At 61.4% G+C, this 20,970-nt stretch carries 21 protein-coding genes; 8 read left to right on the top strand and 13 right to left on the bottom strand.

What is annotated here, in order from left to right:
* Positions 1 to 315 precede the first annotated feature (315 nt).
* From AC6I99_RS10020 to AC6I99_RS10010, 3 genes are all read left to right on the top strand, one after another.
* The gene (locus tag AC6I99_RS10020; protein ID WP_497960947.1) at positions 316 to 1,896 is read left to right on the top strand and encodes a hypothetical protein; all 1,581 of its coding nucleotides are present in this window, start codon (positions 316 to 318) and stop codon (positions 1,894 to 1,896) included.
* Entirely contained in the window at positions 1,897 to 2,214 is a 318-nt protein-coding gene (locus tag AC6I99_RS10015) for a hypothetical protein (protein WP_497960946.1), read from the top strand. It begins immediately after the preceding gene.
* Between the two features lie 349 nt (positions 2,215 to 2,563).
* The gene (locus AC6I99_RS10010) at positions 2,564 to 3,169 is read left to right on the top strand and encodes a DUF4192 family protein (RefSeq protein WP_497960945.1); all 606 of its coding nucleotides are present in this window, start codon (positions 2,564 to 2,566) and stop codon (positions 3,167 to 3,169) included.
* 945 nt (positions 3,170 to 4,114) lie between these two features.
* On the opposite strand, the gene AC6I99_RS10005 is transcribed toward AC6I99_RS10010, so the two are convergent.
* From AC6I99_RS10005 to AC6I99_RS09965, 9 genes are all read right to left on the bottom strand, one after another.
* Entirely contained in the window at positions 4,115 to 4,783 is a 669-nt protein-coding gene (locus AC6I99_RS10005) for a PASTA domain-containing protein (RefSeq protein WP_497960944.1), read from the bottom strand.
* 417 nt (positions 4,784 to 5,200) lie between these two features.
* Complete coding sequence (locus AC6I99_RS10000; RefSeq protein WP_497960943.1) at positions 5,201 to 5,413, bottom strand: hypothetical protein; 213 nt, start codon at positions 5,411 to 5,413, stop codon at positions 5,201 to 5,203.
* 135 nt (positions 5,414 to 5,548) lie between these two features.
* Positions 5,549 to 6,265 (bottom strand): TetR/AcrR family transcriptional regulator, encoded by a 717-nt coding sequence (locus tag AC6I99_RS09995; protein WP_497960942.1) that lies wholly within the window; start codon positions 6,263 to 6,265, stop codon positions 5,549 to 5,551.
* Positions 6,252 to 6,641, bottom strand: coding sequence for a RidA family protein (locus AC6I99_RS09990; RefSeq protein WP_497960941.1), 390 nt, complete (start codon positions 6,639 to 6,641; stop codon positions 6,252 to 6,254). Before AC6I99_RS09990 ends, AC6I99_RS09995 begins: the two co-directional genes overlap by 14 nt.
* A gap of 12 nt (positions 6,642 to 6,653) precedes the next feature.
* Positions 6,654 to 7,556: an ABC transporter substrate-binding protein gene (locus tag AC6I99_RS09985; RefSeq protein WP_497960940.1), complete on the bottom strand. Its 903-nt coding sequence runs from the start codon at positions 7,554 to 7,556 to the stop codon at positions 6,654 to 6,656.
* A gap of 59 nt (positions 7,557 to 7,615) precedes the next feature.
* Positions 7,616 to 8,368 carry an amino acid ABC transporter ATP-binding protein gene (locus AC6I99_RS09980; RefSeq protein WP_497961952.1) on the bottom strand — a complete coding sequence of 251 codons (753 nt, stop codon included), beginning with the start codon at positions 8,366 to 8,368 and terminating at the stop codon, positions 7,616 to 7,618.
* A 20-nt stretch (positions 8,369 to 8,388) separates the two neighbouring features.
* Entirely contained in the window at positions 8,389 to 9,333 is a 945-nt protein-coding gene (locus AC6I99_RS09975) for an amino acid ABC transporter permease (RefSeq protein WP_497960939.1), read from the bottom strand.
* Positions 9,330 to 10,310: a dipeptidase gene (locus AC6I99_RS09970; protein ID WP_497960938.1), complete on the bottom strand. Its 981-nt coding sequence runs from the start codon at positions 10,308 to 10,310 to the stop codon at positions 9,330 to 9,332. Before AC6I99_RS09970 ends, AC6I99_RS09975 begins: the two co-directional genes overlap by 4 nt.
* Before the next feature lie 22 nt (positions 10,311 to 10,332).
* A complete protein-coding gene (locus AC6I99_RS09965; protein WP_497960937.1) occupies positions 10,333 to 11,100 on the bottom strand; it encodes an IclR family transcriptional regulator in 768 nt (255 codons plus the stop codon).
* Between the two features lie 222 nt (positions 11,101 to 11,322).
* On the opposite strand from AC6I99_RS09965, the gene AC6I99_RS09960 reads away from it, so the two are divergent.
* Together AC6I99_RS09960 and AC6I99_RS09955 are read left to right on the top strand one after the other, a co-directional pair.
* The gene (locus AC6I99_RS09960) at positions 11,323 to 12,966 is read left to right on the top strand and encodes a hypothetical protein (protein WP_497960936.1); all 1,644 of its coding nucleotides are present in this window, start codon (positions 11,323 to 11,325) and stop codon (positions 12,964 to 12,966) included.
* Between the two features lie 5 nt (positions 12,967 to 12,971).
* Positions 12,972 to 13,667 carry a hypothetical protein gene (locus tag AC6I99_RS09955; RefSeq protein WP_497960935.1) on the top strand — a complete coding sequence of 232 codons (696 nt, stop codon included), beginning with the start codon at positions 12,972 to 12,974 and terminating at the stop codon, positions 13,665 to 13,667.
* A gap of 34 nt (positions 13,668 to 13,701) precedes the next feature.
* On the opposite strand, the gene AC6I99_RS09950 is transcribed toward AC6I99_RS09955, so the two are convergent.
* On the bottom strand, positions 13,702 to 13,824 hold the full coding sequence (locus AC6I99_RS09950; protein WP_497960934.1) for a hypothetical protein: 123 nt from the start codon (positions 13,822 to 13,824) through the stop codon (positions 13,702 to 13,704).
* A 79-nt stretch (positions 13,825 to 13,903) separates the two neighbouring features.
* Here AC6I99_RS09950 and AC6I99_RS09945 point away from each other — a divergent pair, with 79 nt between their 5' ends.
* From AC6I99_RS09945 to AC6I99_RS09935, 3 genes are all read left to right on the top strand, one after another.
* The gene (locus AC6I99_RS09945; RefSeq protein ID WP_497960933.1) at positions 13,904 to 14,062 is read left to right on the top strand and encodes a hypothetical protein; all 159 of its coding nucleotides are present in this window, start codon (positions 13,904 to 13,906) and stop codon (positions 14,060 to 14,062) included.
* A gap of 69 nt (positions 14,063 to 14,131) precedes the next feature.
* Positions 14,132 to 14,479, top strand: coding sequence for a hypothetical protein (locus tag AC6I99_RS09940; protein ID WP_497960932.1), 348 nt, complete (start codon positions 14,132 to 14,134; stop codon positions 14,477 to 14,479).
* Between the two features lie 598 nt (positions 14,480 to 15,077).
* Positions 15,078 to 17,240 carry an amylo-alpha-1,6-glucosidase gene (locus AC6I99_RS09935; RefSeq protein ID WP_497960931.1) on the top strand — a complete coding sequence of 721 codons (2,163 nt, stop codon included), beginning with the start codon at positions 15,078 to 15,080 and terminating at the stop codon, positions 17,238 to 17,240.
* Positions 17,241 to 17,278: 38 nt separating this feature from the next.
* Here AC6I99_RS09935 and AC6I99_RS09930 read toward each other — a convergent pair whose 3' ends face one another.
* From AC6I99_RS09930 to AC6I99_RS09920, 3 genes are read right to left on the bottom strand one after another with little or no spacing between them, the layout of a single operon-like run.
* Positions 17,279 to 18,148, bottom strand: coding sequence for an ABC transporter ATP-binding protein (locus tag AC6I99_RS09930; RefSeq protein WP_497960930.1), 870 nt, complete (start codon positions 18,146 to 18,148; stop codon positions 17,279 to 17,281).
* Complete coding sequence (locus AC6I99_RS09925) at positions 18,145 to 19,920, bottom strand: dipeptide/oligopeptide/nickel ABC transporter permease/ATP-binding protein (protein ID WP_497960929.1); 1,776 nt, start codon at positions 19,918 to 19,920, stop codon at positions 18,145 to 18,147. Before AC6I99_RS09925 ends, AC6I99_RS09930 begins: the two co-directional genes overlap by 4 nt.
* On the bottom strand, positions 19,913 to 20,959 hold the full coding sequence (locus tag AC6I99_RS09920) for an ABC transporter permease (protein ID WP_497960928.1): 1,047 nt from the start codon (positions 20,957 to 20,959) through the stop codon (positions 19,913 to 19,915). Before AC6I99_RS09920 ends, AC6I99_RS09925 begins: the two co-directional genes overlap by 8 nt.
* Positions 20,960 to 20,970: the final 11 nt, after the last annotated feature.

Here is a 20,970-nt window from a genome sequence, read left to right as displayed (position 1 = left end):
CACAGCAACCCAGCTTAACAGTTTGCCCTTCTGCCGGCATGGACCAAACCGCTGCTACAGCAGGACCACAGTTCAATTCACTCGAAAAACACCGACACGACGCGGAGACCCGTCTTGCCAAACGAAATAGGGCAAGAACAATACAATGGGGCAACTGACAATCAGGAGCACATTTTCGTGAAGAAACCCCGGTCCTTTTGGAGCCACCTAAGGCGAAGAGCCTCCACATATCGTCGACTCTTCTTTATGGGTGCATGTACTTTTGGTGTACTCGGGCTTCTTGTGATGTTTACGACGCCGGCGTATCAAACACACGTGTCCCCAGAAGCAGTTGTGTTGATCTGGGTCTTTTTCTGGATCTTCATCGCTGTCCGGCTCGTCCTGGCTGAGCAATCGCTGAAAAGACTCAGCATCCTGCTCCCGGACCTGCGTAAACATCCCAAGGAAACAGTCTTCGTACCCGCCCCGGCCTCAAAAGAACTCGCTGAGTACTACATGCAGCAGTTTTTCGCATCGCCGCATGGGCACACTCTCGTTGACTCCCTAGCTCTCCTTGTTGACCCACCCTCTTTTACTTCGCGGGTCTCTCAATCCTTCAAGCTGCTGGACGAAAGATACACAATCGATTTAGCACGGACCATCCAAACGAGTGGTCAAGCCCTCGCGGTTCCTCTCCTGAAGGTGCTGAAAGGCCGGATCGTTGGAAGTCTTCGGGTGACTGTCGATGACAAACGCACGAGGACACTGACTTACGATGAGTCCAAGGGTTTCCAAGTAGCCGCGCTCTACGTGATGTACGACCGCGTCTTCCCGGTGGCGAATAAGGACAACTTGCTGGATCGATGCTGTAATGCAGTAGTCGGTGCGAAACCACCAGCTGGTGACAACTTTGCGGCCCTGCTCAGTGAATTTAGAGAAGCTATTGACTCCGCAGAGGCTTCCAAGGCAGATAAGGACACCCTGTACAGGCTCGTCGCGGAGGCCTCCCACTATGACTACATTCTGGGAATCGTCGAGGCCAGCAAGGAAGAAAAAACGCGACGCGTAATCGTCAACTACGACGGAACATACGAAGATGGCGTCCGGGGAACCAGTCGCCTGCACACGGCCTTCGGGCTGGGTAAGCGCAGGTTTACCTTCGAATTGCCCTACGCCGCAGAGTCGAGAAGCTTTCACTTGCAGGTTGAAGGTCCTGAACGCATGTATGCCTATGAGGTGTATCCGCTGTGGGGATACAGCGGACGGACGACCACTGAAGCAGACGACGCCTCGCGAGGGCGCATCAGAAACAAAGTTATATCGCGGTCACAGCTTAGTGGCGACCAGCATGCCCATGTGTACATGCGTGATCTCGACGGTGGTCCTGTCATCGACGTACAGTCCGACGAAGGTTCAAAAGAAGCACAAAGCATAGCCCGGGTGTTCCTCGAGTACCGAGAACATCCGCCTGGAATCCTCGGCCCGGTGCTTGCCGTTTCCTTCTGGCTCACTGCACTGACTTGGACCGTTGGCTTCTTCCACGACGACATTTTTCGAGTACAAGCCGGCAACACGCCGGGCGCACAAGGATGGGCGACAGTAATCTTCGGCGTACCCGCCATCGTGACCGGCTGGATTCTTTCCAAGGCGGATGCAAAAACCATGCGCAGCATCTCCCTGGTGACATTCATGGCGCTGGCACTGCTGGCGTTGAACGCCGTTCTTTTGGTATCAATCTCCGCTTTGAAGATCGCGGGAGTTGGGGCCTTCTCGTTTGACTTGGGTTTCATCAACGTTCAGCACGGAACTTGGACTGCTATGATGTTCCTCACGCTCTTCCATTTGGCTGTGTGTTTCGGCATGTTTTTGACCAGAGCGATCCGCTTCGCATCCACCATAAATGAGAGGGTCGAATAGATGAGCTTGGAGAATATCGAAGTCACGACAACTGGCCCTCATTACCATGTGCCTGCGTCCAAGGTGGAATCGATTGATCTGGATCGGTTTGAGAAGCCCAGCGATGACAAAGGATCTTCTTCGCATGACCGGATCATTAGACTTCTCGGACGCGCGCTCGGCAGAGGCGTAGTCATCGTTGGGGCCGAGGGCCCGAAGACCATCAACAGCGTTTCAATGTCGCCTGTCGAACTCGAAACCTTCAAAGAAGGTCTGAGCAAATCCGAAGCGAGGGTCAAAGAACGACTGGCCAAGTCACGTGGTGTTCCGACCACCTGACATACGTCTGCGCCGACTCCGCGAAATCCATGGTATTCCGGCGAGGATTGGAGGGCTACGGAGTCTTTTGCATTCGCATGGATCTAACGATCAAGCGCCGGCCCTTGGCAGAACAAGGACCGGGCCTTCTCTTGAGAGGTAACGCCCTTTAGGACACAAGGGCTACCGTCACGACTTGGCGAAGTTGGCTTTCGCTCGACTGGCTGGACTGGCGTCTCAATAGAAACGTCTGTGAAGCGGCGCACTTGGGGCTGTTCATCGACTTCGCTTGGCGCCGCTCAGGTAAGGGACACTGCGGGTAGGACTCTCATCAGCGGAAACTGAATGGTCCAATGACCTCTCGATAGCCATGCCATCCGAATTCATCTACCGCGGCAGCACCATCGAGCCCACCAGCAGAATCACCCTGCCACCGGCCACCCACCAGCATGCGCACGCCGCCGCCGTCGAACACCACACGAAAACCATCCTCAGTCGGCACCCAGCCGCAGCCACCCAAGACGCCCACAGACTCTGGACAACCATGCTCGAGACCAAGGACTACCCCACCGATGACGACATCCTGACCCTCATCGCCTACTACCAATTCCCCCACATCCGCGACCGGCTCATTGCCGACATCCCCGGCATCGACGAACCACCCGAACACGTCCTCTTCGCACAAAGCGATGCCGCCCCGAGTTGGTCACGGATCGAATGGGCAAAACAACTCCTCACCCACGCCTACACAATGACCAGCCCCGAGCACGCAGCACCTATCCTCACCGCCATCGGGTACATCCACTGGTGGGAAGGAAGAGGCTCCAAAGCACACCAATACCTCCAACTCGCCCTCGACACCGACCCCGGCTACCGCTTCGCAAGACTCAGCGACCAGATGCTCGGAGCCGGCATCATCGCAGGCTGGAACACCAACCGAGACACCGCCCACAAAACCCACCTCGACATGCCCTAACCCAGACGAATACGAAGCAGCAGACGCCGAGAAACGTGGGGGCGGCGAAACGGGCCTTCGGAACGCGGCTGCCACCGCCCCACGCCGTCAAGTGCCCAGAATCCACGTATCGAAGTTGACGGAACGCCGGTTATCGGCGTTCCGGACGAGTTGATATCAGACGAGAGAATCGAGCGTTAAGCGGGTTGGCTAATCAAGTGACCGGCACATAAGTTGCCGCCAGGGTGAGTTCGTGGTTCGGCAGATGATGCACCATCGCCTCAGCACATGGTTACCGTAGGTAATAGACGCGCGTTAGACGTGGGCGGGTGTCGATGGGTCCTAGCTGGCTTCTTCTGCGAGCTGTGCAAGAATTCGCCGCCCTGGGACGCGCACCCGCACGTCCTCGCAGGAACGGATCAAGGCTGGCAGGAAAATCGTGGCACCTTCTTTTCTCATTGCCGAAACGTACTGTTGCCACGCTGGTGCCAACAGCGCTGGCAGGTAACCAATTCGTTGACCCTCGAAATCAAGGGCGACAGCTGATACGTCCCAGGGATTACATGGTTCCGGGATCATTTCAAGCTCTAAAGGAGAGCTGGCCTTCATGAGGGACCACGGCGGAGAGTGGAATGGCGCGCCGCTCACAGGCCTGCTTCTGGCGCCTTTGTAGCGGAGCACCCGGCGCTCTCGGTCCACATGGGGTTCTTTCGGCCGCTTGTAGAAAGTGTCGTGCCACATTTCTTTCGTTCTCGTTCAGCATTGAAGGGCGTCTCGGTGTGATTGCCGATGCCAAGCATTGACTTCGACTCGAGCGCGACGCAACCGGGAGAGGCCGGGGCGCCAGGAGCGCAACCGCCTTGCTGTGGAAGCTTATCCATCCCTACGCTTCCGCGGGAGATGCCATAGTAATCTTCTGTCTCGCAGTCTCCCCGGTTTGGACTTCATGGGTCCGGCTTTTGCCGCCTACTTTGGTTCTTCCGGGCCAGGTAGGACGCCGGGCCATGTTGCTCCGCCCGTTTCCGGCATGTAGGCGTTTTTGATAGCGCTGTCGCCATAGACACCCGTGTGCACGTAATAGCTCAGCAGGTCCGGGACGTGGGGGTTGAACGGGGTGTAGAGCCCCGGAGCAAGGGCGACGACCTGGTCATCGACGAGCTGGCCCTCAAGGGCGAACTTCACCCGGTAGTCCAGCGACGCGCTGTGAACGATCAGTGGGTAGCCCGGGAACTTGGCGGGGACCGACGCGGCGTACCCCTTCGCCGTAGGTGTGGGGGTAGGCATAGGGGTCAGGGTGGGTGCAGCCTTCGCCTTTGCATTGATCTTCAGCGTCGTCCCCTCCGGAAGAGATTCCCCTGTTTTTGGTTCAGTGGAGGTGATGACGAACTGGTTTGAAGAAGCCGGGTGGATCTTCGTGCCGTCCTGGAAGTACTCGTACTTCAGCCCGTCCAAGGCCAGTGCGCCCGCTGCCTGTCCAGGGGTCTGACCGACAATGTCTGGAACGACGACGGCTTTGGCTGTTGCACTGGCGGACGCGGCAGCGGTTGATGCGGCAGGTGATGGATTTGCCGATTGGCTGGCGCCGCAGCCTGCCAAAAGCAATGACATGGCAACAAAGCCCAAGACCTTTTTCAAAGAGGTTCCCCCTGTACGAGTAGGCAGCACCGAGCGGAATCCGGCGCAGCGATTTGAATCGTAGCCCAGTCCGAGGAAGCCGCACGGCAGCCGCCCTTTCATTACGTGAGCCGAGCTGAAGGCGCAGCTGTATCCGAATTTCCTGGAGGCCACGGCCGGATACTTCCGGGTGGTTAGACAACGGGCGCCGACTCTTGGGGCTAAGTTGTCTGCGTCTCCGCAGACGGCATATACGCAGCCGGAGGGAAACACCTGCAGATCAGCCTGATGACACCCGACGGTAAGACGATCTGGGAAAACGACGATCCTGACAGCGTTGCGTGAAGACCGCCGTCCGAGGTAGTTGGGTGGAAGGTTGCGGGTCCTGTAGGCCCTGAACCCACTAGATGGGGAGTGTCTGTTTAATACGTGGAACCGCTACCACGCCGAGCCACCTCGTGCTTGCCCGTATCCCAGATGCTGGTCCATTTCCTCTTCCAGAGCGGTCTTCAGGACGTTCTTGGTCAATTTGTTCAACAGCCCGCCCGGGCCGACAAGCTCCAACCCCTGCTCCTTGGCCTGGGACAGGAGCTGCTGCGCCAACTCTTGCTGATCCACGTCAGTCGCCATGGGACCCGTGGTCTCGCTCATGATCAGTCCCCCGACAAGGCAAGGCAGGCCAACCCCGGATCCACCGTTATTCCGACACTCCCGCTAGATGAGAAAAGTGACGGCCGGTGCTGGGTAAAACCTCGGTCGAAGGCGGGCCCCGCTATTCTGTGGACGCTAAGTCCGGAGGTTGTTCAGCCCTTTGATTAGTGCGTTGAGCCCGAGCCAAAAGGCGGTGTCACGGGGCTTCTCGTGGCTGCGGCCAGAAGATGTGTGCTGGGCCAGGGCAGATGTGAAGCTCGGGACATCTTGTGCCAGAGCGCCCGGGTTGAATATCTCTTCGGGTGCGTTGATGTCGAAGGCTGCGCCGAAGATGAAGGATTCGAATGCAGTGATTATCGGGATGATCTGGCACTCGGGGTACCCGGCTGTGAGCAGTCCGGCACTGATTTCTTCGTACATTGCCAGGGTCTTGGGTGCGCCCGTCACTGGGAGGACTGCGATGAGCGGGATCAGTGGGGTGTGTGTAGCGAAGACATTACGGTAACTGAGTGCCCAGCAGCGAACGGCGTCTTCCCAGTGGGAGCTACGAAAGGCGGAGACGTTGACCCGGGAGATGAGGTGTTCTTCGAGCAGCCGCAGGACGTCTTGTTTGCAGGTGACGTGGTTGTAGAGTGCGGATTTTGAGACTTTAAGGCTGCGGGCAAGGGCAGCCATCGTGAGCCCCTGGTACCCGGATTCGTTGATGAGCGTGAATGCTGCTTCGGTGATTTTTTGAGCGGTAAGAATCCCGCCCGGTGGCCGCCCAGGCGGTCGCCGGCCCGGGCTGGCCTCCCTGGACGCAGTGGTCCGGGGAGGCCGGCGGTGGGTGGTGAGGTTGCTAAGGGCTGTCACTGAGGGCTGCCGTGGCGGATAGTTCGACTTTCATGCCCGGGATTCCCAATTGGTTGACTCCCAGGGCGCACCGGACTGGTCTGGGGGCCGGGAAGTACTCTCGGTAGATCGTGTTGAAGGCGGCACGTTCGTTCAGGTCGGTGAAGTAGATCGTGATGTGCAGGACGTGTTGGAGGCTGCTTCCCGCACGCTCGAGCGCGTCGCGGAGGTTGTCCAGGACCTGCCTGGATTGCCCGTCGATGTCTGGTGCGATCTTGCCGTTTTCGGTGGTGGGGATCTGGGTTGTGAAGACCACTCCCCCGGCTGTGGCGGTGTCGGAGTAGAGTGCGTCTTCGGATGCGCCGGGCTCGGCGACGAAGGTTACGTTTTCAGGCACGGTCGCTCCGTCTTAGCTGGTGTGGATCTTGGACTCGGTGATCTTCGCGGACTCCAGTCCCCACTTGGCGAAGGTCTCGTCGTACTTGCCGTTGTTGATGAGCTTGGTGAAGGCGGCCTTGAACGCCTCGGTCAACTTGCTGCCCTTGGGCAGGGCGATTCCGCCTTCGACGTTGTGGAAGACCTTGCCGGCGGTCTTGAGCTTGCCACCGGACTGTTTGGCGACGTAGCCGGCCACTTCAGCGCCCATGCCGGTGGCGTCGGCCCTTCCGCTGGTGACGGCAAGGGTTGCCTGGTCCTGGGTCTTGTAGCCCTGGACTTCAACGGTTGGTTTGCCGGCGGCGGCGCAGTCCTTGCCCGCGTTTTCGGCGTAGGTCATTTCGTAGGAGCCGCTCTGGAGGGCGACGCTGCGGCCGCAAAGATCTTCAAACTTGTCGATGGCACCTTTGCTGTCATCGCTGCGGACCAGATACTGGGAGCCGCTCTGGAAGAAGGAGACCATGTCCACGGCCTTGGTGCGTTCCTCAGTGATCCAGAATCCTGCGAAGCTCGCCTGGTACCGGTTGGACTGCAATGCTGGAACGATGGCGTCGAAGGCGACCGTAGTGGGTTTGACGGTCACACCCATCAGTTTCCCGGCCGCTGCCCAAACTTCCGGTTCGATGCCGACCATCTTGTCACCCTCCATGAAGTCCATGGGCGGGTAGGCGGAATCGACAGCTATTTCAATGGTGCCGCCTTTCTTGAGTTCCTCGGGCAGCAGGGCCTGGATTTCGGCATCGGCATTGGCTGTGGTGTCCGCGGCCGGTTCAGCAGGAGTGCCGCCGCAGGCGGTGAGCAGGCTGATCGCCAGGAGCGCTGAAGCTGCCGCCATTGGCTTCTTCAGGGCATGACGAGGCTGGGAGTTGTCCTTCATGATGATTCCTTATGTGAGTGGGGTGGAGCTCGGGGTTCTTCGGGGAGGTGGAACGGGTCCTAGAGGACCTTGGAGAGGAATGCCTGTGTACGGGCGTGTTGCGGGTTGTTCAGGACGTCTTTGGGGTGTCCGCTTTCGACGACGGCACCGCCGTCCATGAAGACCAGCGAGTTCCCGACCTCTTTGGCGAAGGCCATTTCGTGGGTCACTACAGCCATGGTCATCCCGGATGCGGCGAGTTCACGCATGACGTCCAGGACTTCACCGACGAGCTCCGGGTCCAGCGCGGATGTTGGTTCATCGAACAGCATGACTTTTGGCTTCATTGCCAGGGCGCGGGCGATGGCGACGCGCTGTTGCTGGCCGCCGGAGAGCTGGCCGGGGTAGTTGCCGCTCTTTGATCCCAGCCCGACGCGTTCGAGCAGTTCCATGGCTTCGTCGCGCACTTCGTTGCGGCGCCGGCCGCGGACCTGGACGGGGGCTTCCATAATGTTTTCCAGTGCGGTCATGTGGGCGAAGAGGTTGAACTTCTGGAAGACCATGCCGACGTCGGCGCGTTGCCGGCAGACGTCTTTGTCTTTCATTTCGTGGAGGTTCCCGCCGCGTTCGCGGTAGCCGACGAGTTCGCCGTCGACGTGGATGCTGCCCGCGTCGATTTTTTCGAGGTGGTTGATGCAGCGCAGCATGGTTGATTTCCCGGATCCGGAAGGTCCCACGACGCACATGACTTCACCGGCGTGGAGTGAGAGGTTGATGCCGTTCAGGACGTGGAAGTCGCCGTAGTGCTTGTGCACGTCGGTGACCTGCACCATGGGGAGGGTGTTGTCGGTGTTCACCGGTTGCCTGCCTTCCGTAGACGCCGAGTGGTGAGGAGTTGCTTGAACCGTCCGCCGGCCGTGACGATCTGCTGGTCGCTGCGCCCGAATTTGCGCTCGAGTTGGGCCTGTCCCACGGAAAGGATGGAGGTGGCCAGGAGGTACCAGAGGCTCGCGACGATGAGCAGCGGGATGGTCTGGAAGGTCTGGGCGGAGATGAGGTTGACCTGATACATCAGGTCCGCGACCGCCACCACACTCACAAGGGAGGTGCTCTTGAGCATGGTGATGGTTTCGTTCCCTGCCGGCGGGATCATGACCCGGGAGGCTTGGGGAAGGATGATGCGGCGGAGGGTTTTGGCTCTGTTCATGCCCAGGGCGCTGGCGGCCTCGACCTGGCCCTTGTCCACGGCCGTGATGCCGGAACGGACAATCTCGGCCATGTAGGCGGCCTCATTGAGGACCAACCCCAGGAGGCTGGCGATGATGGGGGTGATGATTTTGTTCGCGTCAAGGCTGGTGAAAACCGGTCCGCCGAAAGGGATTCCTATGTTGATCGCTGGGAAGAGCGCCGCGAGGTTGTACCAGAACACCAGTTGCACCAGCAGCGGTGTGCCGCGGAAGAACCAGACGAACGCCCAGGCCGTGTAGGAGGCGACCGGGTTGGAGGACAGGCGCATAATGGCCAGGACCACGCCCAGGGCGATGCCCAGCACCATGGCCACGACCGTGAGCCAGAGGGTCAGCCACAAACCTTGCATGATTTGGGGGGCGAAGAGATAGTGCGCCACCACGTCCCATTCGAAGTTGGGATTAGTGAAAAGGATGATGACGCCCTGGAGCAGGAGGATCAGGATGATGACCGCTGACGCGATCCTTCCTGGCCTGCGCAGGGGAATGACCTTCCGGGGGCCGTGGCTGGTTGCCGGTTCGCCGGCCCTGGTGGTTGAAAGAGTGCTCATGCCATAACCTCGCTGTAAAGACGCATCCAGTTCCCGCCCATGACTGCGGTGGTTTCATCCGCGGTCAGGCCCCGGCGGGTGAGGCCCTCGGCGATGCCGGCGAAGGATTCCATCGATGTGAACCAGTCCGGGTCGTCATCTCCGGGGGACACGGGTGAGGCCGCGCCATAGTTGGTCTTACGCGTCCACCGTCCCTCCCGCATCCAGGTCAGGTCCGCCGGGCTCGTGCTGCCTCCAAGGTCGGATCCGATGCCGACATGGTCGATTCCGGCGATGTCGGCCGTCCGGATCACCATGTCGCACCAGGCATCAAGGGACTTGCTGTAGTCGGGCCCTGCCAGGTTGGGGTAGAGGGCACAGCCGATGACGCCGCCGCGGACGGCGAGTTCCTTGATCAGGCTGTCGGAGACGTTGCGGGGGTGGGCGTAAAGGCTTGCAGCGTTGGCGTGGGTGATCGCGACCGGTTTTGAGGAGGCGGCTATCGCGTCCTTGCAGGTCTTTTCTCCCACGTGTGACAGGTCGACAAGGATGCCGTGCTTGTTGAGTTCGCCGACCACTTCGTACCCGAAGCGGGTGAGGCCGGCGTCTCCTGGTTCGTAGCAGCTGGAGCCGACGTCGTTCTGGTTGTTGTAGGTGAGCTGGAAGACGCGCACACCCATCTGGGCAAAGAGCCTGACGAACCGGATCCTGCCCTGCAGGGACGAGGTGTTCTGGAAGCCCAGCAGGACCGCGGTGCGGTTTTCGGCCCGCAGGTTCCGGATATCGTCCGCGTTGCGGGCCAGGCCTGCGACGTCGCTGTTGGCTTCGATGAGTTCCGTCCATCTGGCGATGGAGTCAAGTGACTCCACTGCATCGTCCCAGAACCCGCAGGTGACGGTAATGCAGTCCACCTGGCCGGACCTGATGGTCCGGAGTGTTTCGGCGGTGAAGCTTCCGCTTTCCATGCCGTCCACATAAATGGTTTCCGATGTTTTCATCGTGTGAGAGGTCCTCTGTTGTTTAGGTGGCGGTGTGCCAGAGCGCGTGGAGGTTGTCCGCTCCGGCGCGAAGCCTGCGTGCCACGTCGTCGATGTCCAGGCGGTCCTGGGGACCCAGAACACCGAGGGCGGCAACGCAGTATCCACGGTCGTCCATCAGGGGAACGGCCACGGCGGTAATCATGTCTTCGTCATCGGGTTCCCGGGCAGAGACAGCAAAGCCGTTGCGACGGACCCGGGCCAGTTCGGTCTGGGTGGGGAGTTTGGCGCCGGAGGCTTTAAGTTCGTCCACGACGGCGGGGTCGGCGAACGCGATCAACACCCGTCCCGATGCGCTGTCATCAAGGGGCCAGCTCATCTCCGCGCCGATGTCGGCACGGATGCGGCGCCGGGGTTCCAGCCGCTCCACAATGTGCGCCATGTCCCCGTCAAGGACAGCGAGGAAGGTCGATTCCCTGGTGCTCTCTGTCAGCTGGCGCATGACCGGAAGGACGCGTTCGCCGATGCTGGATTGCTCCATTGCCGCCCGTCCCACCCGGCTTGCCCGCATGGAGAGCCGGTACGAGCCATCCTCAAGCTGCTCAAGCCAGCCGGCGCTGACGAATGTCACCAGGTGCTGGTGCAGGGTAGCCCTGGACCAGCCCAGCTGACGCGAGAGCGTCGGCGGCTTTACGGGGCGCCGGTGCTCGGCGATCGCTTCCAGCAGGCTCAGGGCCCGGCTGGCGGAACTCAGGGTCCGGGTTGCGGACTTCTGAGCGGCTGTCTCTTCAAGGGCTGATGTGTTTTCCATTTGCGAACAGCGTACGTGTGCTGCGAGGCACATACAAGAGCTGAACCAAATTTTCCCATCGGCCGCCGAAATACCGCACTACCGTTCGAAGTCGTGTATGTGTATGCTGAACAGCGTCACGTATACACAGACATACGTTCTGAAACTTTTCGCCCGTTCAGGGCAGACAACAACCGCCGATTTGGAGCAGGAATGATGCAATTGAGGGATCCGGGAGTCGTTATGACCCCCGACACGCTGGGCGCATTGCAGCCCACACGGTTCAGCGCCAGCCGAGCGCTGATGAACAAGATGGTTCAGGAGCGCTGGGTCATCACCCGCCCGGAGTTCGACATGGACGCCCTGGGTGAAGGCAGCGCCCGCTACCACGTGGCAGTCAACGATGACTGGTCCTTCGAATTCGTGGTGTTCTCCAACGCCCCGAAGGAGGGCGTGGAACGCACCGACCGCATCATCGGCAGCCACTGGGACATGATGGGCGCCCTCGTTGAAGGATCCGCAGACAACGAACGCATCGAGCACACCAAGCGAGAACTACCCAAGCTCTACGGGGGCCGGGCCGCACGCGGAACCCTGATCTGGTGCCGGGCAAACCGCAGCATGCGCGCCTTCGACCTCACCGTCGACGCCCTCTCCCACGGAGAACAACCACCGGCCCGGGTACTGGGGGCGGTCTGCTACCTCATGCGAAACACCGGCCTGGACGGCAACGGCACCTTCGGAACACGGTCCTTCGCCGCCTACGAGAACGACCACCCGCTGCGCACGCCCTACCACGCACAGATGCTGACCTCCTACCTCATGCGGGAATTCAGCCTTGACCTGGCCGAGCACATGGCCAAGGCCCGCAACACGGAAGCACCCGGACTCAGCCACGCCTTCCGCCGCTTCCTGGGCCTGGGCAATGCATCGGGGCTTGGATTGGTGCTGTTCGCGAAGAACCATCCCGGCATGGTGGACCGCTGGCTGACCCTGCGTGAATCAGCCCTCGCCCAAGCACGAGCCCTGAAACTGGGCACGGACGCCCCGGAACTGGAGCGCCTGGACAGCCTGCTGTCCCGGGCCGCAACCTACAAAGCCCAGGACCGGATGCGGTACACATACCAGCCCGCAGCGGACCTGGTCAGCGCCGAGCTGTCCGAGCTGCGCAACCGGCTAGCCGAACTGCACCGGTCCGCAACAGGTCAAGGCCCTATTCTTGATGAACTTTACGTCCAGGCCGCGGACCTCACCCTCGAAACCCAGGAAATCCTAAGCACGCTGCTCACGGAGCTTCTCCCCTACCCCGAGGACATGACCAGCCTTACCACCGTGGATGAATCCCCGCTCGCCAGCCCCGCTACCCCGGTTTCTGAACTCGCGGACATCATTGCCAAGGACTACTCCTGGGCACTGGAGGTCGACCTTTCCCTCCCGCAGGCCAACCACTTCGCCTGGTACAAATCCGCCAATGCCGAAGAACCCCGCCGCGGCCCGCTCCAGGACCTACCCGACCTGCTCGACGACATGACCCTGGACCTCCCCCAAAAATTGCAGGCCCTGATGCCCCTGCTACAGCACGCAGCACCCGCACTGACAACCGGCGCCCTGATACGGCAGCACCCGGAATACCGCGCTACCGTCGAGCGCATCCTGGCCCACAAGGACCAGGAATATCACACCGTCCGCGCAAACACCCGGGACGAGGACTTCAACCCCGCCCACATCATCCGCCTCTTCAACAGCGCCTTCTACGGACTGGACAAAACCAAGGAGGACGGCCCCGTCGGAGTAGTCGGAGTTATCTACCACGGCGCCCCCACCCCTGCCGAAATTGCCAACGGAACCGGCCAGGACTGGCAGTTCCCTGCAGAACCCGAGGACTGAACAACATGAGTGATTCCAAACTGACTCCCCCACCCGGCGACGCTGCCATGTCCGTAAGGGAATGCCGACTAATCCTCGATCGCCTCCTCGTGGCCGCCGGCCTGGAATCTGGTGAAGTGCCGGCAGCCCGCGATGCGCTTCTGGCTGCTGAAATACACGGTCTGGGGCTCCTGAAATACATCCATGCCGAACCGCTGACCGTTCCGTCAGAACCTGTCAGCTATGACGAAACTGGCTCGACAATCTGCGTTGACGGCGCCGGTCGCCTTGCGGTACTGCTGCTGCCCGCCCTCAGGGACATCATCCTCGAGCACGGAACTGTCCAGATCCTGGTCCGAAACGTCGCAGCACCCCAACTCCTCCAGGCCCTCGAATCCGTACCGGAACTGGATGCCAATAGGATCCGAATCGACCTCACGGCCCCGGATACCCTCGAAGTAAAAGCCAGCCCTGGAGATGCCGCACAGCAACAGGCCGCCCGACAGCAACGCATCACCAACGCACACCGAAACGGCCTCCCCGTCCCCGGCATCGTCTGGCTTGACCTCTACCAACGATCCAACGCAGCACTCCACATCGAATCCGCACAAACCCGACGCCATGCCGGCCACAAGGACGTCGACGAAACCGGCCGAATCGTCAAGCAAATGGACGACGACGTCGACATTGAATTCGCGCTGCAACAACAGGCCACAGCTTAAAAGGACGCCGCGGCACGAGGGACCGAGAAGCGTCCTAAAGGGCTGTCATCACCCGCTTTACGGCGATGACAGCCCTTGCCGTCTCCGAGGGCACCAGGGCCACTCGAGCCCCAGCCGGGAAAACCCCAGCCGATGTTACGTAAACTTGGGTTGTCACCGCACTCCTTCTTGGCAACTCTGGTTGCGTTCGGGCATCTGCTCCCTGTACCAACCGGAGGCCGACGAAGGGAAGCTCAATGGGCTGGTTCACCGAGGGCAGCGACCACGAGGGCTACGTTATCTGCGTCTTCGCCGACGGCATATGCGCAGCCGGCGGGAAACACCTGCAGATCAGCCTGATGACATCCGACGGTAAGACGATCTGGGAAAACGACGATCCCGACAGCGTTGCGTGAAGACCGCCGTCCCAGTTAGTTGGGTGGAAGGTTGCCTGCAGCTGCGAACCGCACCGCAAGCACGTCATCATGGACCAGCTGTGGACCCGGGTCTGGGATCCCGCCGAGGAAGATCTCACCCGGCATCGTATCTACGCCGGAGATCCCTCCAGCGACGACGCCGCCTACGTCAACGACCGCGAAGACCTGGAACCGCTGTTCCTGGATCAATGGCGCTTCCACATCGCCCCTGACCTGCATCTTCACACCATCAGCACCTTGGGCGGTCAACTGAAGACGATCGAGAACCAGCTCGATGACGCCGTGGCGGCCGCCCGCGCCGACGGCCTCTCCTGGGACAAGATCGGCAGAGCATTCGGGATCACCCGCCAAGGAGCACGAAAGCGCTGGGATGCGCAGGCGACCAGCCAGGAATAGTGACGACGTCGCTGCTCCTGAACCGGGCAGCGTTCAGGTCCCGTATCTCCACCCCAGCCGCCGTCGGCTTCAAGGCCACGGCTGTCACCTTCAAGACCCCAGTCCGCAGCACGCCCCAAAACAGTTCCTGGCAGCTCCGGACTCCCCTAACTAGGTTGTTCGTGTCTAGCCATTCGCGGGCACCCGTCCATCAGTATTGTCATACCTATGCCGAGTGAACGCCCCGTACAGCAGCCGCTCACCAGCCTCAACCTGGCGGGACAGGCGACCATAGATGACGTCCTGACCGAGCCATACGACCTCACCCTTCGGCTTCCATTGTGCTGGTCGGATTTCGAGGGCACCGTCCTATCCGGTAGGTATCAAGGACCAGAACGCCTTCCGGGCACTCGAACCAATGAAAATTAACGTCGTCTAAGTCGTGTTGGTTGCAGGTTCGCAGAATGTAGCGCAAGCAATTGATCCTGGGTGGATCCGCGGCTGGCTTATCCAGAGTCCCTGTTGGGGATCTGGCGGAAGGCGTAGCGTCATCTAAACGGCGGTGAGGTCCAATGGATGCTCTCGAAATGAGCGGGGGCTGCTCTTTGAGGAGGCCAATATGGCTGGGTGGAACGCTGATACGGCGGCCGGGCCGCTGGGGGCTGGGTCGATCACGCTGGTGGAGGGGTCATCGTTCTGCATATCGTTGCCGAACGGGGATATTAGTCCGGACCGGCCGCACGGCCTGTTTGTGCGGGACGCCCGCATCCTCTCGGCGTGGTCCTTGACGGTCGATGGCCAGTCGCTCGAATCCCTGACCGCGGAGACGAAGGAACCCTACCGGGCCATTTTCGTCGGGCGCGTACCCAGGTCGGACGGTTATGCGGATAGTCCCCTTATAGTGGAGCGTCTCCGGGAGGTGGGCGCGGGTCTTCAGGAACAGATCACTGTCCGCAACTTCTCAACCGCACCGGCCGACTGTGTTGTCACCGTAGACGTCGATGCGGACTTCGCGGATTTATTCGAAGTGAAAGAGGCTCGAATCCGGCATCGCTGGGAGCAAACGCGACAGGCCGACGAAGGCGTACTGAGCATCAGAGGAAGCTGGCGGGACGTCCGGAAGGGCATAGTCGTCCATGCACCGGATGCGAAGGCCGAGGCCGGGTCCGTGACGTTCCGGGTGTCAGTGCCTGCCCATGGGCATTGGAGCACTGTTCTCACTGTTGTGCCGTCTACTGATGGACCAGAGTCGGCGCCTGCTTTTGGTCCAACAGAGGGGAACGCTATGTCCCCCCGGGACCGGCGCCGGCAGGAGTGGGTGGCCAGGATCCCCGTAATTCAGATGGGCAACCGCTCCGTGGAACGGACCCTGCGCCGCAGTTACGACGATCTGGGGGCACTCCGTATTGAGGACCCCGACCATCCGGAGCGGATTGTCGTGGCCGCGGGCGCGCCGTGGTTCATGACCGTGTTCGGCAGGGACTCACTGTGGGCCTCGGTGATGGCGATGCCGGTGGACCCATCGCTGGCCCTGGGGACCCTGCAGACACTCGCAGACCGTCAGGGCCGGACTGTGGACCCCGTCACCGAGGAGGAACCAGGCAAAATTCTCCACGAGGTCCGGCTTGATGTCTCCAGCGGCCTGTCCTTGGGCGGCAAGTCAAACTACTACGGCAGTGTGGACGCCACGCCCCTGTTTCTCATGGTTCTTGGGGCTGTGAGCCGCTGGGGTTTCGCCACAGATACCATCAAGGCCCTGCTGCCCCACGCTGACCGCGCACTGGACTGGATCATCAATTACGGCGACAAGGATGGTGACGGCTTCGTTGAGTATCAGCGGCTCAACGATCGGGGGCTGCTCAATCAGGGCTGGAAGGATTCCTGGGATGGCATCAACTTCGCCGATGGCACCTTGGCCGAGCCGCCGATAGCGCTCTGCGAGGTCCAGGCCTATGTTTACGTGGCCTACCTGTCGCGGGCTTGGCTAGCCTACGACGCCGGGGACACGGCGATGGGTGACAGTCTCACCCATCGCGCAGCATTGCTCAAAAAGCAGTTCAACGAGCAGTTCTGGATTCCGGAGCGCGGGTACTACGCCATTGCGCTGGACAGCAGGAAACGGCAGGTTGATGCCTGCGCCTCCAACATGGGGCACTGCCTTCTGTTGGGGCTGATCGATGAAGACAAGGCTCCACAGGTCGCCTCGCATCTCCTGTCACCGGAGATGTTCAGCGGTTGGGGCGTACGCACGCTGGCCAGCAACATGGGCGCGTACAACCCTGCCAGCTACCACAACGGTTCCGTCTGGCCTCACGACAACGCCATCGCCGCTGCCGGGCTCCTCCGGTACGGTTTCGTCGCGGAAGCCCAAAGAATTGCCACCGGGATAATGGAAGCAGCGGAGTTCTCCGACGGCCGGCTTCCGGAACTTTTCTGCGGCTTCGACCGAGACCACCTGGCCGCTCCGGTGCCATACCCGACCGCCTGCTCCCCCCAGGCCTGGGCAGCCACCGCACCCATCCAGCTTATGTCGAGCCTGATGCGGTACGACCCGGTGGTGTCAGCGGGCGGTGTATGGCTGGATCCGGTTCTTCCCGAATCCTTCGGGGACCTTCACCTGTCCAACGCCCCACTGGGCGGTGGGCGCATCACCATTGACATCGCCGGGTCTGTCCCGTCGATCAGCGGCCTACCTGCAAATATGACGTTCCACCGGGGCACCCGCCCATGGATGACGGAGCTGGTGGCTGAGGCAGTCCGTCGCCGTCAAGCCGGCCAGTAACAGGCGTAAAACGTCGCCCTGGCCGGCACTCCTGCTGGTTACCTTCCGTCGTCGAATCCTCCGGCCTCCGGGGCCGGAGGATTATGCCTCTTCGATCGGGCTTTAACCGGCAGCCGTCTGGGGCCGATGTCGAACCCGGGCCCACCGGGCACCGAATCGATCAGCCGGCGCGTGTAGGGGTGCTGTGGATTCCCGTACACGGCGTCGACATCGCCGGACTCGACAACCTCGCCATGGAACAGGACCAGGATTTCATCGCTGACGTGGTGCACTACGTCGAGGTCGTGGGAGATGAACGCCATGGTCAGGTTCAGCTCCTTGCGGAGCCTGCCGATCAGGTTGAGGATTTCGGCCTGGACGGAGAGGTCCAGCGCGGAGGTGATCTCGTCGGCGATGATGAGGTTCGGCTGCACGGCCAACGCCCGGGCGATGGCGATGCGTTGTCGCTGTCCGCCGGAGAACTCGTGCGGGTAGCGCTCGGCCACGTCTGGATCCAGGCGGATGGTGGAGAGCCAGTAGGAGATCTTTTCCTGGTGTTCCTTGGAATTGGCCCGCAGTGGATCAATGGCCTCGGCCAGGGTTTGGCCGATGGTCCGGCGAGGGTTCAGCGAGGAGTAGGGATCCTGCGGAACCATCTGGACCGCGCGGCGCATGCGGCGCCGCTCGGATCCGGACATCTTCAACACGTCCCGCCCGTCGAAGGAAATCACACCGCTGCTGGGCTTCACCAGCCCCACAATCGCCTTGGCCATGGTGGACTTCCCTGACCCCGACTCACCTACGATGCCCAGGGTCTTGCCCGGGAGGATGCTGGCGCTAACGCCCTTCAGCACCGTGGCTGCGGATCGCCCGGAGCCAAAGGTGACCCTGACATCGTTCAACTGAAGAACTGCTTGGTCGGCACTCACTTGGCGGCCTCCTCGGTCTTGTCGGAACCGCGGTTGGCGGCAGGTTCGTCGTCGTAAACCTCTTCCATGGCGAAGTCGGTGGCCTTCACGGTGACCAGCTCGGCTTTGCGTTCGGCGATGGAGGGCGTCGCCGCCAGGAGGGCCTTGGTGTAGGGGTGTTTGACCTTGCCGGCAGCGAGTTCTTCACCGGTGAGGCGTTCGAGGATCTTGCCGCCGTTCATCACGATGACCGTGTCGCAGAGGGCCTGGACAACGCCGATGTCGTGCGAGATGAATAGCATGGCGGTGCCCATCTCCCGGTTGATGGTTCGGAACTGCCGGAGCACGTCGGCCTGGACAGTTACGTCCAGCGCCGTGGTGGGCTCGTCGGCGATGATCAGCCGGGGATCAGTGACCAGCGTGGACGCGATCATGGCCCGCTGCAGCATGCCACCGGACAGTTCGTGGGGGTGCTGCTTCATTCGTTTCCCCGGCTGGGTGATTCGGATATCGGCTAGCGCTTTGACCATCCGGCCGAAGGCGGTTTGCCGGGACTGGCCCAGGTGCACACGGCTCACTTCGGTCAGCTGCGAGCCAATGCGAAGGGCCGGGTTAAAACTGGTTCCAGGGTCCTGATACACCAGCCCGATCGAGGTCGCCAGTTCGCGGGGGTTGTTCTTCTTGAGCAGATTCAGCTCCCCCAGGCGCATGGTCTTGGCGCTGACGCCCAGTTCCTCGGGCAGCAGCCCGGCGATGGACATGGCTGTCAGCGACTTCCCGGAGCCCGATTCTCCAACCAGGCCCACCACTTCTCCGGCGTGGATGCTCAGCGATACGCCCTTCACCAAGGGAACGCCCGACGGCGTGGTGACCGTGAGGTTGTCCACCTCAACGAGCGCTTCGGCGTCGGCCCGCAAGGAGGCGGGAACCTCGGATGCCTTGCGGAGGCTGCCGAACTTACGGCCGCCACGGGGATCGGTCGCGGCGGCAAGGCCGTCACCGATGAGCATCGCGGAAAGCCCGGTGACGGTGATCATGATGGAGGGCATGACTGCCTGCAGCGGCTGGGAGTAGATGTTGACCAGGGCCTCGTTGAGGAGACGGCCGAAGTCGTACTCGGGGTTCTGCACACCAAGACCGATGAAGGACAGGCTCGAGAGGTCGATCAGGGTGGTGGCGAAGACTGTGGCCGTGAGGACGAGGAGGGGTTCGGCCATGTTGGGCAGCAGGTGCCGAGTGATGATGTGCGGGCCGGATACCCCGAGCAACCGTGCTGTGGAGACGTAGTTGCGCTGCGAAATGGAAGCCGCCATGTTCGCCGTCAGACGCGCGAAAGCAGGGATGCTGGCGATGGAGATGGCCAGTACGGCGGACCAGGTACCTTGGCCCAGGATCGCGGCGATCAGGAGCGAGAAGATGAGGCTCGGGTAGGCAACAGCAGCTTCGATAACCCGCAGGACCGCGGCACGGACGGGGCGCGGCGCCAACCAGACTGCGGTACCGATAGCAATGCCGGCGACGACGGCAATTGCCGTGGTGGCGGCGGTCATCAGGAGCGTGAGGCGGCTTGCAACCAAGGACCTGGCCAGTACATCACGGCCAAAGTCATCAGTTCCGAGCCAATGACCGGCGCTGGGTCCTTGCGACGCCTGCGGCGTCAGCTTCTCCGCAGCGTCTGCGAGGAACATCGGGGCGAATACGGCTGTGAGCACCATGATGGTCATCATGACAATGCCGACGATCAGGCCGCTGGTCCAGCGGAACCTGCGGCGGGGACGGGCTGTCTCAGCCATTGGATTTTCCTCCGAGCGTACGTGGGTCGATAAGGCCGAGGATGACGTCGACCAGGAGGTTCAGCACGATGGCGAGGAAGCCCAGGACCAGGATGATGCCTTGGATCACGGGGTAGTCCTTGTTGACGATTGCGGTGACGATTTCGCGCCCGAGCCCTGGCCAGTTGAAGACGTTTTCGACGATGATGGCGCCGCCGAGCATGCCAGCGAGAATGAGGCCCGCCAGCGTGAGGGCGGTGGTCAGCAGGTTGGGCAGGGCGTGCCGGGCATAGAGGCGCAGTGACGGCAACCGCCATCCGCGGGCAGTTCGCAGATAATCCTGTTCCAGCACCGTGGAGGTCTCGCGGCGCACCACACGGGCGATCGAGCAGATCGGCGCGATGGACAGGCCGACCACCGGGAGGATCAGTGAACTCAATGAGGCTGCACCGGCTGCGGGGAGGACCTTGAGGATGATGGCGAAGACCACCACCAGCATGGTGGAGACGACGTACTGCGGGACGGCCTGGAAGAATCCGGTGAGCATGCCGAAGGACACGTCCAGCCATTTCTTCCGGCCGCCGCGGGTGAGGATGCCCACCAGCATGCCCACGGGTACGGAGACGAGCAGCACCACGATGATGCCGAGGAGGGCGATCTCAGCCGTGAATGGAAGCTTGGTGGCGATGATCTTCGAAACGGAGGTGCTGTACGCGAAGGATTCGCCGAGGTCGCCGGTGAAGAGGCCGCCGACGTAGTTGATGAACTGGATATAGAGGGGGTCGTTGAGGCCGAGGCTGTTGCGGATGGCCTCGATTTGTTCGGTGGTGGCGTCCGCGCCGGCTACTGCCACTGCCGGGTCACCCGGGATGAGTGGAACCATGAAGAAGGTCACGACGACGAGCAGGGCGACCGAGAGGAGAACACCACCGGCGCGGCGGATTGCGTAGTCGGCCCAAGGCGACAGGCTCAGGGCCCGGCCCCGGGGGCCTTTGGCGGCCCCCGGGGTTTGGCTCTCAAGGATCTGTACTTCCTTGGAGAGCATGGTTGGTTCAGTCATCGTGAAACCTT

This window comes from Arthrobacter sp. TmtSoilC77 (assembly GCF_059739415.1).
This window is presented reverse-complemented; position numbering and strand designations above follow the sequence as displayed.